This window comes from bacterium (assembly GCA_036524115.1).
GTDB lineage: Bacteria > JAUVQV01 > JAUVQV01 > JAUVQV01 > DATDCY01 > DATDCY01.
Map to the genome: position 1 here is coordinate 1 of DATDCY010000075.1, position 16085 is coordinate 16085.

Sequence of the window (16085 nt, forward strand, 5' to 3'; positions counted from 1 at the left end):
CCGCGGCCGCGCGCAACGCCGGGGCCGCGGCGGCCGCGGGCGAGGTGCTCTTCTTCACCGACGCCGACTGTCTGCTTCCGCGCGGCGCGCCGGCGCACGCCGCGGCGGCCCTCGAAGCGGCGGGCCCGCGGACGGTGCTCGGCGGGACCTACGACACGGCGCCGGCCGATCACGGCTTCTTCCCGGCGTTCCAGGCGGTGTTCGTCAACTTCCACGAGACGCGGCGGCCTGACGACCCCGACTACATCGCGACGCACGCGCTGGCGATCCGCGCCGCCGACTTCCGCGCCTGCGGCGGCTTCGACGAGGGCTTCCTGCCGATCCTCGAGGACGTCGAGCTGAGCCACCGGCTGCGCCGCGCCGGGTACCGGCTGCGGATCGACCCGGGCCTGCGCGTGCGCCACGACTTCGGTTTCGGCCTCGCCGGGAGTCTGCGCAACGCCGCGCGAAAGACGCGCTTCTGGGTGCGCTACTCCGCGCGCAACCGCGACCTGCTCGCCGACTCCGGGACCGCGTCGCGGGGGCTCAAGGCAGCGGTGGCGCTGGCCGGCATCGGCTGGGCCGGCCTCGCGGCGGCCGCGGCGCTGCGACTGCCGGGGCTGGCGCTCGCGGCCCCCCTCTGCGCCCTCGGCGGTGTGGCGGCCAATGCCGGCCTGGCGCGCGCCTTCGCCGCGGCGCGGGGGGCCGGCTTCGCGGCCGCCGCCTCCCTCTACCTTGTCACCCTTTACCCGGCGGCGATCGCCGTGGGCACGGCGCAGGGGTTCGCGGACCTCGCGCGCGACGCGGCGGGACGGTAGGGGACCGTGCGAACGCACTCGCCGCTGCGCCACGCCGGCGCCCTGCTCGTCAAGCGGCCGCTGCACCTGACCTTCTTCGTGACGCGTCGCTGCGACGCCCGGTGCCCCTTCTGCTTTTCGCGCGGCCGCGCCGCGGCGGAGGCCCCCGAGCTCTCCGTCGCGGAGATCGAGCGGCTCGCGCCGACCGTCGGCCCGCTCCTCTGGCTGGCCTTCTCCGGCGGCGAGCCGACGCTGCGCGCGGACCTGGCGGAGATCGCCGCGGCGTTCGCCCGCCACTGCCGCCCGGTCTTCGTCCTGCTCTCGACGAACGCGCTGGACCCGGGGCGCACGGCCGCGGCCGTGGAGGGCCTGCTCGCCGCGGCCCCGCGCAGCACGCTCGCGGTCAAGCTCTCGCTCGACGGCCCCGCGGAAGTCCACGACCGCCTGCGCGGGGTGCCCGGGGCGCACGCGCGGGTGCTGGAGTCCCTCGCGCTGCTGCGGCGAATCGCGGCACGCGAGCCGCGCCTGGAGGTCGGCGTCAACACCGTGCTCTGCGCGGCGAACGAGGGGACCGTCGGCGAGACCTTCGCCGAGGTCGCCCGTCTCGAAGGGGTCAACACGCACACGCTGAGCCTGGTGCGCGGGGAACTGCCCGACCCGGCGCTGGGCGCGATCGACGCGCGGCGCTACCGCGAGGCGGCCGAGGCCCTCGCCCGGGGCCTGCGCGAAGGTTCGCAGCCGCGCTACCGCTTCGCGGGCGCCCGGCTCAAGGCGGCGCAGGACGTGCTCCAGCGGCACCTCATCGCCGAGACGCTCGCGCGCCGCGGGCGCGTCGTCCCCTGCCACGCCGGGCGGCTCAACCTCGTCCTCGACGAACGTGGCGAGCTCTTCCCCTGCGAGGATTTCTCGCTGCGCCTGGGCAACGTCCGGGAGCACGGTCTCGACGTGCGGGCCACCGTCGCGTCGCCGCGCGGACGCGCAGTGCTCGCGGCCATCGCGCGCGGGGAGTGCTGGTGCACGCACGAGTGCACCATGATGACGAACATTCTCTTCGACCTCCGCCACTGGCCCGCCCTCCTCCGCGAATATGTCCGTCAGCCCGGGTCGGCAGCGAGGCCCTGATCCGCCCTGGCGGCGTTGGTCTTCGCCTCGCTTGTGCGGTGGCCACCAGGCCACCTCCGCGCGGGCATCAGCCCTGCCTTGCCAGGACGAATCAGGACGCTCCCTGCCGACTCGGGCAGCCTGTCCCACGTCGGGCCCGGTTCCATTGCCCAGCGGGAGCGAGGGCCACACGAACGGCTGCGCGCAATCGTCGACGTGAACCCCGACCTCGGTTCCATTGCCCAGCGGGAGCGAGGGCAACGGTCACACAACGCGCCTCGTCTTCGGGACAAGGCTGCCCGCGCGCAGTCACGCGGGAATTTTTCGTCCTGACAAGGCAGCCGCGCAGCGCGCGAGGAGGCGGCCTGGTGGCCGCCGCACGAGCGACGCGAGCAGCAACGCAGTCAGGGCGGAAAAGGCCCGCGTGAATGCCGCGGGCTACCCGAGCTCCTCGACGGTGCCCTGCTTCATGCGGAGGCGCCGCCCGGCGCGCAGCGCCAGCTCGGAGCTGTGGGTCACCATGACGATCGTCACGCCGCCGCCGGCGTTGACCTCCTGGAGGAAGGCCATGATCGAGCCTTCCGTCTCCTCGTCCAGCTCGCCGGTGGGCTCATCGGCCAGGACGATGCGCGGCGCGTTGATGAAGGCGCGGGCGATCGCAACTCGCTGCTGCTCGCCGCCGGAAAGCTGCGAGGGGTAGCGATTCGTCTTGTCGCCGAGACCGACGCGCTCGAGCAGGCGGACGGCCTCCGCCCGCGGCCGCACCGCCCCGAAGGCCGTGGGCAGCAGGACGTTCTCCGCCGCGGTCAGCGTCGGCAGCAGGCTCGCGAACTGGTAGATGAACCCGAATTTCTCGTTGCGCAGCCGCGAGCGGGCGTGGTCGTCGAAGCCCCAGATGTCGACGCCGTCGATCGTCACCGTCCCGGTGTCCGGCCGGGCCAGCCCGCCGATCAGCGAGAGCAGCGTGCTCTTGCCGCTGCCGGAGTGGCCGACGATCGAGACGAACTGGCCGTCCGGTATCGTCAGGTCCAGCGTGCTCACCGCGCGGACCGGCTCGCGGGACACCGTGTAGGTCCTCGAGACCTGCCGCAGCTCGATCACGACCCGCCCCCCGTGCCGCGGCGCGCGAGCGAGACCAGCGCCGCGACCTGCACCAGGCCCACGGCGCTGCCGATGAACCGGACGCTCGGCACCATGCCGTAGTGGCACGGCATGTCGGGATTGGCACAGTAGCGCGTGATGCCGGGCGCGACGACCGCCGCGACGCAGACAGCCGCGGCGAGCGCCGTCAGCGCCATGGCGGCGCCGCGCTGCCGCAGCGCGAACAGCCCCGCGCCAGCCCCCAGGAGCAGCGCGCCCGCGACGTACTCCGCGCGCGCCGCGTCGGTGCAGTGCATGCGGCCGCGCCCGAGCTGCTCGCACGTCGGGAAGACGAACCGCGGCACGGCGAGCAGGAGCGCGCCGCCGAGGACGGCGGCCAGGGCGGCGGCGATCCTCATGGCAGGGCCTGCTGGAGCTGCCCGAAGTCCAGGGTCGGGCCGGGCGCCGCAGCCGCGTCGCGGAAGGCGGCGACGCCCCAGCCCATCGGCGTCGCGTACGCCTTCTTGTCGACGACGAACCGGGCCGCGCCCGCGTCGATCCATTCGCCGGAAGGGAAGTCCCGCACCGCGGCGGCGAAGCCCGCCGGGTGCGTGCGCTTGATGAACGCGACCAGATCGCCGATATCGCAGAAGTAGCTGGCGACGCCGGCGGCGACCAGCCGCGCGGTGAAGCGGCCGGCACCCTGCCCGGTCATGCCGCACTCGGCGCACGTGAAGCTCTGTGGCTCCGGCGCGGCGTCCGCCGCCCGTGCGGCCCGCAGGACGGCGAGCCCGCAGAGGGCGAAAGCGAGCGCGGCGGCGAGGACGAGCCGCCTCACGGCTTGCGCCCCCCGTCCAGGTCCCCCTTGAGGGAATCGGCGGCCGTCTCGTCGAAGACGCGCAGCGCTTCGTACTGCTCCTGCGCGCCCGCGCGGTCCCCGGCGTGCAGGAGCGCCCGTCCGAGGTTCACGCGTGCCGTCGCGTACCGCGGCCGCAGGGCGACGGCCTGGCGCAGCGCCGCGATCTGCTCCTTCGTCCGGCCGAGCTTGCCGTAGGAGAATGCGAGGTTGTTGTAGAGCACGGGGTCGTTGGGCCGCGCCTTCTTCGCCTCCAGGTACGAGGCGACGGCGTCCTCGTAGCGGCCGAGGCGATTGTACGTGTTGCCGAGCTTGAGGTGCGCAAAGCTGCGGCCGGGCTCGATCGCCAGCACCTTGAGCAGCGCGTCGGCCTCCTTCTCGAAGGCCTGCCCGCGCTCGTAGAGGTCGGCGATGTGCATCCAGGAGTCCGTGTCCCGGGGGTTGGCCCGCACGGTCTCCTGGAGCTCCGCCATCTCGTCGCGGACCGGCGTCCGGGCCTCCGGGGGCGGCTGCGGCTTCTCCGAGCAGGCCGCGAGGGTCGTCAGGACCGCCAGGGCGGCCGCGAGCAGGCGCAGTCTGGTCATTCCGAGCTCCGTATCGCTTCGTAGGGTTCCGACCGGACCGCCGACCAGGCCGGCAGCAGCGCCGAAAGCAGCCCGGTGGCGAGCGCGATCACCAACGCCCCGGCGGTGAGCAGGACCAGGTCCTGCGTCTCCGGGAACAGGTACGGCAGGCGCAGGTGGTGCAGCATCAGCCCCTTGAAGCTCAGGAGGATGCTGTAGCCGAGGACCACGCCGGCGGCGCCGCCGGCCGTCGAGAGCAGCCCGGCCTCGGTGAGGATCACCCGCGTGAGCTGCCCGCGGGCCGCGCCCATGGCCCGCAGCAGGCCGATCTCCCGACGCCGCTCGTTGACGATCATCGAGAAGGCGAAGCCCATGATCAGCAGGACGATCCCCCAGAGGACGGCGCTGATGACGAATATCGCGCGGATCAGGCCCCCGAGTTGGTGGCGCACCGTGCTGATGACCGTGTCCGAGGCGATCGCCTTCACGCCCGGCACGTCGTGCTCGATACGGATCGCGACCCGGTCCGGGGTCATGTCGTCGTTGATCTGCACCAGCACCGTCGAGATCTTGTCCCGCCCGATCTCCAGCGGCTTGACGGCCGCCCCTTTGGAGGCCTCGGCCATCCGGTAGGCCGACTCCATGCTCATGAAAGCGGCCCGGTCGAAGAAGTCCATGCCGGTGCGCTCCATCGTGCCCGCCACGCGGAAACCCGAGCCGAAGAACGGGATCTCGTTGCCGGGCACCACCGGGATCTCGCGCCCGGTGATGACCTCCCAGAGCGCGAGCGGGCGCCCGAGGTGCTTCTTGAGCCACGGGCGAACGGTGAAGTCCGTGTCGGGGTCGAACGCCACGAGGAAGACGTCGACGTTGAAGCAGCAGGTGAAGCTCGTGGGCTGGATGAAGAGCTGGGGCGTCACGGCCTTGACGCCGTCGACCGCCCGCACCTGGTCGAGGACCGCGCGGTCCATCACGAACTGCGTCGGGTGGCCCGAGAGCAGCGCCTCGCGCGCGACCCCCTCGGCCTCGTGCGGCACGACCAGGATGTCCGCGCCGAGCCGGTACGTGCCCAGGCGCAGCGCGTTGTTGATGCTCTTGAGGAAGAGCGTCGCCGAGAAGAGCGTGCACGAGACGACGGCGACGATCGCCAGCAGCAGCCACGTGCGGGCGGACTTGCGCTTCAGGTTGCGGCGCGCCAGCGTCGTGATATTCATGGCTCTATCTTACTTGATGCGGCGCCAGCGCGGGCGATGCGCCCCGCCGGAGACGGAAACGCCGGCGGCGGGGCCTGCCCGCGCGCCGGCGTCCCCGGTCGGTTCGCTACTTCTTCCAGTCCACCACGATGCCGCAGAGCAGCGGGGACTTGTTGTCCATCGTGACCTCGACGCCCTCCTTCTTGTGGCAGGCGAGGCACAGGGAAACTTCCTTCGTCACCTTCCGGGTCTCGACGTCCATGAGCGCCAGGATGCTGTCGTTCCCGTAGGTCCGGGCCGGCAGCAGGGCGGTCTTGCCGTCCGGCGAGAACTCCACGTCGTGGAGGTTCACCTCGTCCGGGAGGACGATCTTCTCGACGACCTTGTCCGTCTTGGTGTCGATGACCACGATCTGCGGCTTCTGGTTGCGCGGGCCGAGGTTGGGCTTGCCGGGGCCCTGCGGCCCGTACTCGTTCGGCGCCGTCACCCAGAGGTGCTCCCCATCCGGGGCCATCGTGATCTGGTGGATGAACGTCATGGCCGGGTCGGAGATCGTCGCGATCTTCTGCTTGGTCTTCCAGTCGATGACGTAGACGAGGCCGAGCGGCATGTCGGAGATGTACGCCTTCTCCTTGTTCTTCGTCCAGGCGATGCCGCAGAGAGCGGCGCCGACGGGCATCTTGTCGACGGTCTTCAGCGTCTTGGAGTCCCAGACGTAGACGTTGCCGTCCGCCATGTCCTCCATGTAGAGCAGTCCGTCCGGGCCGACGATGACGTCGCAGAACTTCTTGCCGACGTCCATGGCCTCGCTCTTCTTCTTGCTCTCCAGGTCGTAGATGACGACCTTGCCGTTGAGCAGCCCGACCACGAGCTTGCTGCCGACGAGCGCGCTGCCGTGGGATCCGCCGCCGGCCTTCGACTTCTCAAAATCCATGCCGGCGATCTTGCCTTCCATCTCCGAACCGGCCTCGGTGATGACGATCCGGTCGCTATCCTCTGTCGGCTCGCGCAGCGTCGAAAGGTCGACGACAGCGAGATGCCCGCCATGGCCGGCGATGTACGCCGTCCCCTTGAGCTCCCCGGCCGCGGCCACCTTCGAACCGCACAGAGCGACCGCCATCACGAGCATCGCACCCAGCGTCCCAGCCAATGCCTTCTTCATCATGCCTTCTTCTCCTTCCCCCATGTCAGCCGCGAGTCGCCTCGCGCGTCCTGTTGCCTGCCCAATCCGTCGCCGTGGCCAACTGCGTCGATCGTCTCTACCGTCTACCACCTCCCTGATGCAGTACGTTCACGGTGAGTCTCGAAGACGGGCGGAGATTGCTGCTCTCGCCTGGACGAGTGCGTGGATCAGGGCATCCATCACCGTCTTTCGTAACCATACGCCTAGGAATTTAGTTTGGATTTATTTCATTGTCAATGAAGTAAATAGGAATTGTTGTATTGTGAATAAGAAATCAATGGTTGGTGAATGCACGCACAATATTAGCAAGTTGATTGATTTTCTGGGCGGCTTCGGGGCAGACATCAGCATCGCACGCAGATCTTGACGACTTGGGCGCCGCGCGCGGGCGAGCGGGTACGGCCGCTGCGGTCAGTGGCCTGGAGGGGCGGGCGCCGCAGATCCCCCCGGAAGGAATCCCGGCTCCTGGACGATCTTCACCGCCGTCACGAAGTATCCCGTCTCGCCGAAGCAGCTCGTCGGGATGCCCACGTGCTGCTCGTAGGTCAGGGCCACCCGGGCGCCGATCGACTCGTTGATGCGCCGCGCGACCTCGTCGCTGCGGACGGTGAAGGGGAACTTCTCGGCCACCGTGCCGGGCATGGACACGAGGGCCATCTCCCCCTCCCAGGTCTTGCAGAGCCACCCCTTCTTCGAGAGCTTCTGGACGTAGCCGGCGCGCTCGCCGGCGGAGAAGCTCCAGGTGAGCACGAACCAGACGTAGGCGGCGGACGCCAGGGCGGCGAGTGCGAGGATCGCGGCAAACCACCGCAGCGGACGAAAGCCTCCAGGAGCCATTCAGTCCCTCCTCTTCGTCGATGTCGCCTGCCGGCTGCCGGCGTGTCCCGGGGGACGAGCGCCGCGGGTGACTCACCATACCTCCGCGGCGGGCGGTTCTCAAGCCCGCGCGGCCCAGCGCCCTGCCCCGGGGCACGGCGGGGGAAACCCTAGCCCAGGCTCATCGCCTTGAGCTTCTTCCAGAGCGTGACGCGGCTGATGCCCAGGTGCTTGGCCGCGAGCGTCTTGTTGCCCTTGAACTGCGCGAGCGCGGCGGTGATGCGGCCCCGCTCGTCGCCCTGCTGCACCGCCGGCTCCTGGCCCGGCTGGCCCTGGAAGAGGTAGTCGGGGAGGTCGGAGAGCTCGACGGTGTCGCCGCTGCAGGTGATGGCCGAGTGCTCGAGGGCGCTGATGAGCTGGCGCACGTTGCCGGGCCAGCGGTACTGGCACAGGATGTCCATGGCGCGCGCGCTCACGCGGCGGACCTCCTTGTTGTTGACGATCGAGATCTTCTTCAGGAAGTGCGCGGTCAGCGTCGGGACGTCGTCGGCGCGCTCGCGCAGCGCCGGCGTCCGGACCGGGATGGCGCTGATGCGGTAGAAGAGGTCCTCCCGGAAGCTGCCGGCACGGATCAGCCCGGGCAGGTCCCGGTTCGTGGCCGAGATGATCCGCACGTCGACGGGGATCGCCTCGTTCTCCCCCACGCGCTCGACCACCTTCTCCTCGAGGACCCGGAGCAGCTTCGCCTGCATCAGCGGCGACATGTCGCCGATCTCGTCGAGGAGGATGCTTCCCCCGTCCGCGGCCTCGAACCTCCCGACCCGGTCGCGAAGTGCGCCGGTGAACGAACCCCTCCGGTGGCCGAAGAGCTCGCTCTCGAGCAGGTTCTCGTTGAGCGCCGAGCAGTTGAGCTTGATGAAAGGCTTCTCCCGGCGCCGGCCCAGGGCGTGGATGGCGTTCGCGGTCAGGTTCTTGCCCGTGCCGCTCTCGCCGGTGATGAGCACCGGCGCCTCGCTGAGCGCGGCGTTGCGGATCTGCTCGTAGAGCCGCTGCATGGGGCTGCTCCACCCCAGCAGCCCCATGAACCAGTACTCCTGGCGCAGCTCCTCCTTGAGCTCCTCGAGCTCCAGCTCCTTCATGTAGAGCGAGGTCACGTCGGTCATGGTCTCGACCGCGCCGATGATCGCCCCCGTCTCGTCGCGCAGCACGGAGGCGTTCTTGAGCAGGTACACCCCCTTGCCGTCCTTGGCCCGGATGCGACAGCGCTTGTTGCAGATCGACCCGGCCTTGAAGAGCTCGCACTTCTTCTGCTTTCCCTCGTCGGTGAGCACCACGCAGGTGTCGGAGTCCAGGATCATGCAGGACTTGCCGATCACCTCTTCGCGCGAGAAGCCGCTGATCTCTTCCGCGGCCTTGTTGAAGAACAGTATCTTCCCGTCCTCGTCGATCACCATCATGCCGTCGCGCATGGTCTCGAAGACGTTGAGGAAGAACCGCGGGTCCTTGGCAAGTGCCTCGATGATCATGTTCATCTCTCCGTTACGTTCATGTGTTAGCGTTAATCTACATCTTAACATTAACGACGTCAACAGAACGTTATTACAACTCATAATATACTGATAATACTGATATTTGATGTTACATACAATTTGGCACGGCACTTGCTACAGTCAGATTACGTGATTGGATTGAACGATTTTGGAGCAACCTGGCGAGACCGGAGGGAGTGAAGGCGGAATGAAAGTGTTAATAGCGGTTGACGGTACCCGTGCCACCCAGGCCGTCCTTTCGACCTATGCGCACCTGCTGCGGCGCCCGGACGAGGTGGTCCTTCTTCACGTGCAGCGCCTCGAGGGCGACACCGCCATGATCGACATGCTTGGCGACGCCGAGCTGGCCACCCTCAAGGGCGCGCTCGCCGGCACGGAGCACCAGCGGGCCCTGGACGAGCGTGCCGCCAGGATCCTCGAGCACTACGGCTCCCGTCTGGCGGCGCCGGGCACCGCGGTGCGGGGTCTCGTGCGCGCCGGCCGCCCGGCCGACGAGATCCTGGCCGTGGCGTCCGAGGAGAAGGCGGACCTCGTCATCCTGGGCGCCAGCCGGAAGAACCGCCTGGACCGCCTGATCACCGGCAGCGTGGCCGCCGAGGTCGAAGAGCTGGCGGGCGTCCCGGTCATGCGCGCGCGCCGGGTGGTCGTCTGCGAGGAACCCTACAGCTGGAGCGACGCGCGCGCCGCGATCGCGGTCTGCTCCTGCGTCGCGCTCGGACTCTTTCTGCTGCGGTTCGTCGTCCCCTAGGGACCGCGGGCACGCAGGCACGACAACGATTGGCAAACGCAAGGGAGGAAACGGGAACCATGAAGAAGATCCTGGTGGCAGTGGACGAAAGCAAGGGCTCGAGCGGCGTGCTCACCATCTTCCGCAATCTGGTGCGGCCGCCCGAGGAAGTGATCCTGCTCTATGTGCAGCGCCTCGAGGGCCGGTCGCTGATGATCGACATGCTCGGGGAGGCGGAGCTCGCGACCCTGCGCGAGGCGCTGGAGGGGACCGAGCACAAGGACGCCCTCGACCGCAGGGCGGAGCGGGTCCTGGCGCACTACAAGAGGGAGTTCGAGACCCGCGGGCTCTTCCGGATCAAGACCGTCTGCCGCGAGGGCATCCCGGCGGAGCAGATCCTCAAGGTGGCCGCCGAGGAGGGCGCGGATCTCATCATCGCCGGGAGCAACGGCACGCAGGGGCTCGACCGGCTCATCAGCGGGAGCGTCAGCCGCGAGCTGCAGCTGAACGCCTCGATCCCCGTGGTCGTGGTCAACGGCGCGGCGGGGTCGGCGGAGGCGCAGGCCGAGGGCGGCCTCAAGTCGCTGGTCCTGAACGAGCAGTGCTGACCCCCGGGCGAACCCGGGAGGAAGAAGGGAGCGTGGCGATGAAGCGGATACTGATCCCGGTCGACGGCAGCCGCGGGACCCGCGACATCTTCGCCGTGTGCGGGAGCATCGTGCGGCCGGCGGAGGAAGTGATCCTCCTGCACGTCGAGCAGCTGGGGGGGAAGACCCTGATGCTCGAGATGCTGGGCGAGGCCGAGATGGCGACCCTGCGGGAGGCGATCCAGGACACGCCGTTCAAGGAGCGGCTCGACGAGCGGACCGGCGCCATCCTCGCGTTCTGCCGCTCGAAGCTCGAGGCGCTCGGCGTGCGGAACGTCCGGACGATGGTCCGCGAGGGCGCGCCGGCGGAGGAGATCCTGAAGGTGGCGGCGGAAAGGCAGGTGGACCTCATCGTGCTCGGCAGCAACGGCGGCACGGCCATGGACCAGCTGATTTCCGGCTCGGTGACGAAGGAGGTCGAGCGCGGGGCGCGCGTCCCGGTGCTCGTCGTGACGAACAGCGGCGGCGGGGAGGCCGCCCTGGCCTGGAGGGAGGCGTATGCTGCACGGTAGTTTTCTATCGGTGCTCACCGCGGTCGTGATGGGCGGGGCCCTCGGCTTCGTCATGCAGCGCGGCCGCTTCTGCCTGAACACGGCGTTCCGCGACGTCATCTTCATCAAGGACTACACCATGTTCCGGGCCTACCTGCTCGCGGTCGTCGTGGCGATCATCGGGGCCAACTTCCTGGAGCAGATGGGGTGGCTCGCGGGCTACAGCGCCCAGGCCCAGCAGGTGGTGTCCTACACGCTCCTGCGCCAGAACTTCGTCCCGGTGGCGAACATCGCCGGCGGCTTCCTCTTCGGGCTGGGGATCGTGCTGGCCGGCGGGTGCGCCAGCGGCATCGTCTACCGCCTCGGCGAGGGGCAGGTCTCGGCCCTGATCGCCACGTTCGGCTTCTTCTTCGGGATCGTGATGACGCAGACCGGGATGATCAGCCCGGCGCAGAAGTTCCTCTCCGGCCTCACGATGCCGATCGGCGGCGTCACGAACCCGGCCATCTGGGACCTCTTCGGCGGGAGTCCCACGGCGAAGTGGGCGACGATCGCGGTCTTCTGCGCGGCGGTGCTGGTCTTCGTCTTCATGGGCAAGCCCACCTTCGGCAAGAGCGGCAAGGGCTACAGCTGGGGGCTGACCGGCCTGCTGCTCGGGCTGCTCACCGCCGGCGCCTGGTGGGTCTCCTCCAGGTTCGGCGGGATGCCGCGCGGCCTCGCGATCACCACGCCGCTGCGGGAGGCCTTCTCCTCCCTGCTCTTCAACCACTCCTACTCGCCCTTCCCGGAGTTCAGCTTCTTCGGCATCTTCAACGGGACCTGGGGCGTGCCCTTCATCTTCGCGGTGCCCCTTGGGGCGTACCTGAGCGCCGTCAGCCTCAAGGAGTTCAAGTGGAAGACCCCGCCGGCCAAGGAGGCGCTGACCGTCTTCTTCGGCAGCATCCTCATGGGCATCGGCGCCGTCATCGCCGGAGGCTGCAACCTCGGGCACGGCGTGACCGGGATGTCGACGATGGCGGTCTCCAGCCTCGTGGCCATCAGCGCGATCATCCTCGGCAACTGGACCATGGTCTACTTCAAGTTCATCAAGCCCATGGAGGACATGGACTAGCTCGTCCTGCGGCCGGTCGCCTCCGCCCGTCCTGGCGCGGCGGCGGCCGGCCCTTTCCGCCTCTCGCTTCCGCCGCGGTGGTCCCACCGCGCCTCCCTCCGTACCTGATTTCTTTTCTTTGGATTTGACAAAGCCCGGAACTCCCGCTAAGCAGGGAGTACCGGCGGCGCGCCGGCGTCGGACCGCCGGCCCGGGCGCCACGTGGCAGGGCATGTGTCTTGCTTAGGTTGCTGAGGCGTGGCATGGAGGAGCCACTCACGACGAGCGACGGGAGTGCAGGGAACGCAGCGAGAACGGTTGGACTGTCTTGAGCCCGACCTGCTGGGCGGGATCGGGCCGGAAGGGAGAACGCTCATGAAGAAGGCATCGGCAACACTGTTCGCTCTGGTCTTCGCTTTGCTGCTCCCGTGCGGAGCCCGGGCCGCCGGCGACGACCTGATCAAGCGCATGAACGAGATCCTCCAGAAGGCGCCCGCCGAGGGCGAGTTCCAGATCAAGGCGGCGGACCTCGCGAAGATGATCTCCGAGAAGAAGAACGACTTCCTCGTCGTCGACGTCCGGATCGCCCCCCCCGCCGGTCCCGGCCAGCAGGGCGGGAAGATCCCGGGCTCGATCTGGATCCCGGTCGACCAGATCCTCAAGGACGAGAACATCAAGAAGCTCCCCAAGGACAAGAAGATCGTCCTGGTCTGCGTCACGGGGCAGACGACGGCGCTCCCCATCCTCCCGCTGCGCGCGCTCGGCTACAACGTCGTGTCGCTCAAGTACGGCATGAGCTCCTGGGCCAAGGGGTACTTCGGCGGCCAGTTCATGCAGAAGGCCCTCGGGGAGGCGAACTACCCCGTCGAGTGAGGCGCCCGCCGAAGCGGGCCGACGGCGGCTGACACACGAGGAGGAGACGGGCATGCAGAAGAAGATCGCGATCCTGGTCCGCGACCGGCAGAGCGAGGCGTTGCGCATGTCGGCGGGGATGATCCTGGCCGACGACGCGGTGAGCGTCTTCGTGCTCGACCGCAAGGTGGAGGCGACGCCGGAGAACGCGGCGAACATCGAGCTGCTCAAGGACATGGACCAGCACGTCTACACCAACACCCCCGAGAACCCGGAGCTGGAGCTGCTGAGCAACGCGGCGATCGCCGAGCTGCTGGCGCAGCACGACAACATCATCCCGTACTAGCCGCCGGGCGCGGAAGGAGGAACGGCGTTGAAGATACTCCACCTGATCAAGAAGGACCTCTCCCCCACCGAGCGCGCCATCGTGGACGCGCACCGGGCCGCCCACGACACGACGGTGATCGACCTGCGCACCGACCGGGACTACGCGGCGATCGTCACCCGCATCTTCGCCGCGGACCGCGTCATCAGCTGGTAGGGGGAAGGGACATGAAGCTCGGCATCTTCGTCAACACGAACACGCAGCTGGCCGCGGTGCTCGGCATCACGGACGCCGCGCTGGCGCAGGGGCACACGGTCGACATCTTCGCGATGGACGACGGCACCCGGCTGCTCTCCGATCCCGCGTTCGCGGCGGTCAGCGGCAAGACGGGCGTCACCATGGCGTTCTGCGACCACAGCGCCCAGCACCTCGGGACCAAGCCGGCGTCGCTGCCCGGATCCATATCCTGCGGCAGCCAGTTCGAGAACGCGACGATGAACCACGAGGTGGACCGCCTCATCGTCCTCTAGGGGAGGGAGACTGAACGCGGACGTTAACCCGTCATGACATGTTGTCAGGGGCGCATGTCATTCTGTCCGCCAGAAAGTCTTGTGATTGTGAAGTCTCTCACCATGCCTGCCGCGCGGGGAAGAAAACCGGGATTCCCCCTCCGTGCTCTCGCAAGTGCCCGATGGCATGGAACTTGCGGAAGGATTCCCATCGGTATGGTTGAGTCTGTGGGCGCGAACAAGGGAGGGTGAGACCGTGGCGGAAGCGGACGAGAAGAAGAACGCCGTGTGGGCCTACCTGATCACCGGCATGCTCATGCTCATCAGCCTCGCCTACTACAATGTGAGCCAGTACTACATCTACGTCGTCGTCTACATCTGGTTCGGGTTTGCGTACGGCATGATGCTCCAGTACGGCCGCTTCTGCATGGCCTCGGCATCGCGCGATCTCTTCGCCGCGGGAGTCCCGCGCATGGCCGTGGGCGTGCTCGTCGCGCTCATGTTCTTCAGTCTGATCCAGGCGACGCTCCAGTCGACCCACATGAGCACGTTCCACCCCGCGCCCTTCGGCGTCCACACGCTGATCGCCGGCCTCATCTTCGGCGTCGGCATGGTGCTCTCGGGGGGCTGCGCCTCCGGTTCGCTCTACAAGATCGGCGAAGGGAACATGACCTCCGCCGTTGTCGCCTTCTTCGGCCTGTGCATCGGCCAGGCGATCTTCGTCGACGTGAAGTGGTTCGACTTCCTCATGCCCGCGAGCTGGAAGGCCGCCGCGGCCGCCAAGGTGGCCTCCGGGGCGCTCCCCGCCGACAAGGTGACCTCGTCCTTCGACACCTTCCTGGCCGGGTACGTCTGGGACCAGCCGACCGTCCAGCTCTCCCACACCAAGGCGGTTTCGGCCGCGCTGCCGGGGATCTCCAAGTATTTCATCGCCGACGCCCTGATCTGCACCCTCATCCCGGCCGCGCTGGTGCTCGTGGTCATCTACTGGTTCTACAGCCGCAAGGGCTTCATCAAGAAGCGGGCGAAGGCCAAGGGCGGCGCGACCGGCTTCGGCGACGAGGTCGCCGGGCTCTGGGCCATGATCACCGCCTCCAAGCGCACCACCATGATGGGCGTGGTCATCGGCATCGTGGCCGGCCTGCACATCCTCGTGATCAAGGGGATGCAGCTGCGCTTCGGCATCACGAACTTCGCCCAGATCCTGAACCGGATGAACGACGCCGGCCAGATCCACCTCAAGCCCGGCGAGATCGGGGCCTGGGGAACGATGTTCGACCCCGGCTACTGGTACATCACCAGCCAGGAGGGCCAGCTCGGCGGCTGGATCCTGGAGAAGTTCGGCTGGAACATGCGCGACAACATCTTCTTCGGCGTGAACAACGGCCTGCCCGAGCCCTGGCGCAACCCGGCACTCTGGATGTCGATCGGGATCATCTTCGGCGCGATGGTCATGGCGCGCCTGAGCAACGAGTTCAAGTTCAAGATGCCCAAGGGCGAGCTCTGGGTCTGGGCCCTCGCGGGCGGGATGCTGATGGGCCTGGGGTCCCGCCCGGCCCTCGGCTGCAACATCGGCGCCTTCTTCATCCGGGTCGCGGGCGGCGACCCCAGCGGCTGGCTCTACGGCGCCGGGATGGTCGGCGGCGCCTACTTCGGCGTCAAGTTCTTCAACTGGTGGTCCGAGCGCAAGATGGCCAAGGAGATGGAGTCGTTCTAGGCGGCGGATTCGGCAATCACACGCAGGGGAGGATGTTCTCATGGCGATGAAGTTCGAGAAGACCGGCGACGGCACGTACCTGCTCGACGTCTGCGGCTACGTCTGCCCCCACCCCCAGATCTACACCAAGAAGTCGCTCGAGAAGATGGCCGAGGGTGACACCGTGCAGGTCGTGCTTGACAACCCCTCGTCCGTCGAGACGATCGTCCAGATGTGCGACCAGGTGGGCAACGAAGTGCTCGAGCGCAAGACCGAGGGTGGCAAGATCTACCTCAAGATCCAGAAGGGGTAGCCCTGCGGGGCGCCACGGACGCGGAGGGATGGCATGAAGTCGGCAAGGACAGTGATCATCGGGCTGGTGGCGGTCATCATCGGTTTCCTGATCATCTACAGTCAGTCCGGCCGCCCGGTCGCTGTCGCGAGCGGGTCCGCCGCGGCGGGCGGCTACGGCTCGACGACGGCGGCGGCCCCCGCTGCCGGTGGCTACGGAGCGGCGAAGTCCGCTCCCGCTGCGGGCGGCTATGGCTCAGCCGCCCCCGCCGCTCCGGCGTCCGGGGGCTATGGTGCGCCGGCGGCGCCGGCGCCCGCTTCGGGCGGCTACGGCGCACC

Annotated in this window: 21 protein-coding genes; 13 read left to right on the top strand and 8 right to left on the bottom strand. The window is 68.5% G+C overall.

All coding sequences use genetic code 11. The annotated features are described in order from the left end of the window. On the top strand, positions 1–797 hold a 797-nt coding region (locus tag VI078_03485), incomplete at its 5' end, for a glycosyltransferase family 2 protein (protein HEY5998346.1). A 6-nt stretch (positions 798–803) separates the two neighbouring features. Continuing rightward, positions 804–1898, top strand: coding sequence for a radical SAM protein (locus tag VI078_03490; protein ID HEY5998347.1), 1095 nt, complete (start codon positions 804–806; stop codon positions 1896–1898). Between the two features lie 417 nt (positions 1899–2315). Here the strand turns inward: VI078_03490 and VI078_03495 are convergent, their stop codons facing one another. The 8 genes from VI078_03495 to VI078_03530 all read right to left on the bottom strand — a co-directional run bounded on the left by VI078_03495 (position 2316) and on the right by VI078_03530 (position 9094). After that, positions 2316–2978: an ABC transporter ATP-binding protein gene (locus VI078_03495; protein HEY5998348.1), complete on the bottom strand. Its 663-nt coding sequence runs from the start codon at positions 2976–2978 to the stop codon at positions 2316–2318. Next, entirely contained in the window at positions 2975–3376 is a 402-nt protein-coding gene (locus VI078_03500; GenBank protein HEY5998349.1) for a DUF4418 family protein, read from the bottom strand. Before VI078_03500 ends, VI078_03495 begins: the two co-directional genes overlap by 4 nt. Beyond that, complete coding sequence (locus tag VI078_03505) at positions 3373–3795, bottom strand: hypothetical protein (protein HEY5998350.1); 423 nt, start codon at positions 3793–3795, stop codon at positions 3373–3375. The genes VI078_03500 and VI078_03505 overlap by 4 nt, the downstream gene beginning before the upstream one ends. Beyond that, positions 3792–4397 (bottom strand): tetratricopeptide repeat protein, encoded by a 606-nt coding sequence (locus VI078_03510; GenBank protein HEY5998351.1) that lies wholly within the window; start codon positions 4395–4397, stop codon positions 3792–3794. The genes VI078_03505 and VI078_03510 overlap by 4 nt, the downstream gene beginning before the upstream one ends. Beyond that, positions 4394–5590, bottom strand: a complete 1197-nt coding sequence (locus VI078_03515; GenBank protein HEY5998352.1) for an FtsX-like permease family protein — start codon at positions 5588–5590, stop codon at positions 4394–4396. Before VI078_03515 ends, VI078_03510 begins: the two co-directional genes overlap by 4 nt. 106 nt (positions 5591–5696) lie before the next feature. Further along, complete coding sequence (locus VI078_03520) at positions 5697–6734, bottom strand: YncE family protein (GenBank protein ID HEY5998353.1); 1038 nt, start codon at positions 6732–6734, stop codon at positions 5697–5699. 429 nt (positions 6735–7163) lie between these two features. Then, complete coding sequence (locus VI078_03525; GenBank protein ID HEY5998354.1) at positions 7164–7589, bottom strand: hypothetical protein; 426 nt, start codon at positions 7587–7589, stop codon at positions 7164–7166. A 149-nt stretch (positions 7590–7738) separates the two neighbouring features. Next, positions 7739–9094 (bottom strand): sigma 54-interacting transcriptional regulator, encoded by a 1356-nt coding sequence (locus VI078_03530; GenBank protein ID HEY5998355.1) that lies wholly within the window; start codon positions 9092–9094, stop codon positions 7739–7741. Between the two features lie 211 nt (positions 9095–9305). Between VI078_03530 and VI078_03535 the strand changes: the two genes are divergently transcribed. From VI078_03535 to VI078_03585, 11 genes are all read left to right on the top strand, one after another. Further along, the gene (locus VI078_03535) at positions 9306–9866 is read left to right on the top strand and encodes a universal stress protein (GenBank protein ID HEY5998356.1); all 561 of its coding nucleotides are present in this window, start codon (positions 9306–9308) and stop codon (positions 9864–9866) included. A 59-nt stretch (positions 9867–9925) separates the two neighbouring features. After that, the gene (locus tag VI078_03540) at positions 9926–10453 is read left to right on the top strand and encodes a universal stress protein (protein ID HEY5998357.1); all 528 of its coding nucleotides are present in this window, start codon (positions 9926–9928) and stop codon (positions 10451–10453) included. A gap of 38 nt (positions 10454–10491) precedes the next feature. Further along, positions 10492–11004 carry a universal stress protein gene (locus VI078_03545; GenBank protein ID HEY5998358.1) on the top strand — a complete coding sequence of 171 codons (513 nt, stop codon included), beginning with the start codon at positions 10492–10494 and terminating at the stop codon, positions 11002–11004. A gap of 10 nt (positions 11005–11014) precedes the next feature. Next, positions 11015–12094: a YeeE/YedE family protein gene (locus tag VI078_03550; protein ID HEY5998359.1), complete on the top strand. Its 1080-nt coding sequence runs from the start codon at positions 11015–11017 to the stop codon at positions 12092–12094. A 354-nt stretch (positions 12095–12448) separates the two neighbouring features. After that, positions 12449–12946, top strand: coding sequence for a rhodanese-like domain-containing protein (locus VI078_03555; protein ID HEY5998360.1), 498 nt, complete (start codon positions 12449–12451; stop codon positions 12944–12946). Between the two features lie 52 nt (positions 12947–12998). Then, positions 12999–13271: a hypothetical protein gene (locus VI078_03560; GenBank protein ID HEY5998361.1), complete on the top strand. Its 273-nt coding sequence runs from the start codon at positions 12999–13001 to the stop codon at positions 13269–13271. A gap of 27 nt (positions 13272–13298) precedes the next feature. Next, the gene (locus VI078_03565; GenBank protein ID HEY5998362.1) at positions 13299–13466 is read left to right on the top strand and encodes a hypothetical protein; all 168 of its coding nucleotides are present in this window, start codon (positions 13299–13301) and stop codon (positions 13464–13466) included. 11 nt (positions 13467–13477) lie between these two features. Continuing rightward, positions 13478–13780, top strand: a complete 303-nt coding sequence (locus VI078_03570; GenBank protein ID HEY5998363.1) for a DsrE family protein — start codon at positions 13478–13480, stop codon at positions 13778–13780. Between the two features lie 235 nt (positions 13781–14015). Continuing rightward, entirely contained in the window at positions 14016–15476 is a 1461-nt protein-coding gene (locus tag VI078_03575) for a YeeE/YedE family protein (GenBank protein ID HEY5998364.1), read from the top strand. A gap of 40 nt (positions 15477–15516) precedes the next feature. Continuing rightward, complete coding sequence (locus VI078_03580) at positions 15517–15768, top strand: sulfurtransferase TusA family protein (GenBank protein ID HEY5998365.1); 252 nt, start codon at positions 15517–15519, stop codon at positions 15766–15768. Between the two features lie 33 nt (positions 15769–15801). Further along, positions 15802–16085 (top strand): hypothetical protein (locus VI078_03585; protein HEY5998366.1); only part of this gene is annotated, 284 nt, incomplete at its 3' end.

Bases quoted from the DNA above. Each gene is read 5' to 3' on its own strand.
- VI078_03500 (HEY5998349.1), bottom strand. From the start codon at position 3,376: ATGAGGATCGCCGCCGCCCTGGCCGCCGTCCTCGGCGGCGCGCTCCTG.
- VI078_03510 (HEY5998351.1), bottom strand. From the start codon at position 4,397: ATGACCAGACTGCGCCTGCTCGCGGCCGCCCTGGCGGTCCTGACGACC.
- VI078_03515 (HEY5998352.1), bottom strand. From the start codon at position 5,590: ATGAATATCACGACGCTGGCGCGCCGCAACCTGAAGCGCAAGTCCGCC.
- VI078_03520 (HEY5998353.1), bottom strand. From the start codon at position 6,734: ATGATGAAGAAGGCATTGGCTGGGACGCTGGGTGCGATGCTCGTGATG.
- VI078_03525 (HEY5998354.1), bottom strand. From the start codon at position 7,589: ATGGCTCCTGGAGGCTTTCGTCCGCTGCGGTGGTTTGCCGCGATCCTC.
- VI078_03530 (HEY5998355.1), bottom strand. From the start codon at position 9,094: ATGATCATCGAGGCACTTGCCAAGGACCCGCGGTTCTTCCTCAACGTC.
- VI078_03535 (HEY5998356.1), top strand. From the start codon at position 9,306: ATGAAAGTGTTAATAGCGGTTGACGGTACCCGTGCCACCCAGGCCGTC.
- VI078_03540 (HEY5998357.1), top strand. From the start codon at position 9,926: ATGAAGAAGATCCTGGTGGCAGTGGACGAAAGCAAGGGCTCGAGCGGC.
- VI078_03545 (HEY5998358.1), top strand. From the start codon at position 10,492: ATGAAGCGGATACTGATCCCGGTCGACGGCAGCCGCGGGACCCGCGAC.
- VI078_03555 (HEY5998360.1), top strand. From the start codon at position 12,449: ATGAAGAAGGCATCGGCAACACTGTTCGCTCTGGTCTTCGCTTTGCTG.
- VI078_03560 (HEY5998361.1), top strand. From the start codon at position 12,999: ATGCAGAAGAAGATCGCGATCCTGGTCCGCGACCGGCAGAGCGAGGCG.
- VI078_03570 (HEY5998363.1), top strand. From the start codon at position 13,478: ATGAAGCTCGGCATCTTCGTCAACACGAACACGCAGCTGGCCGCGGTG.
- VI078_03580 (HEY5998365.1), top strand. From the start codon at position 15,517: ATGGCGATGAAGTTCGAGAAGACCGGCGACGGCACGTACCTGCTCGAC.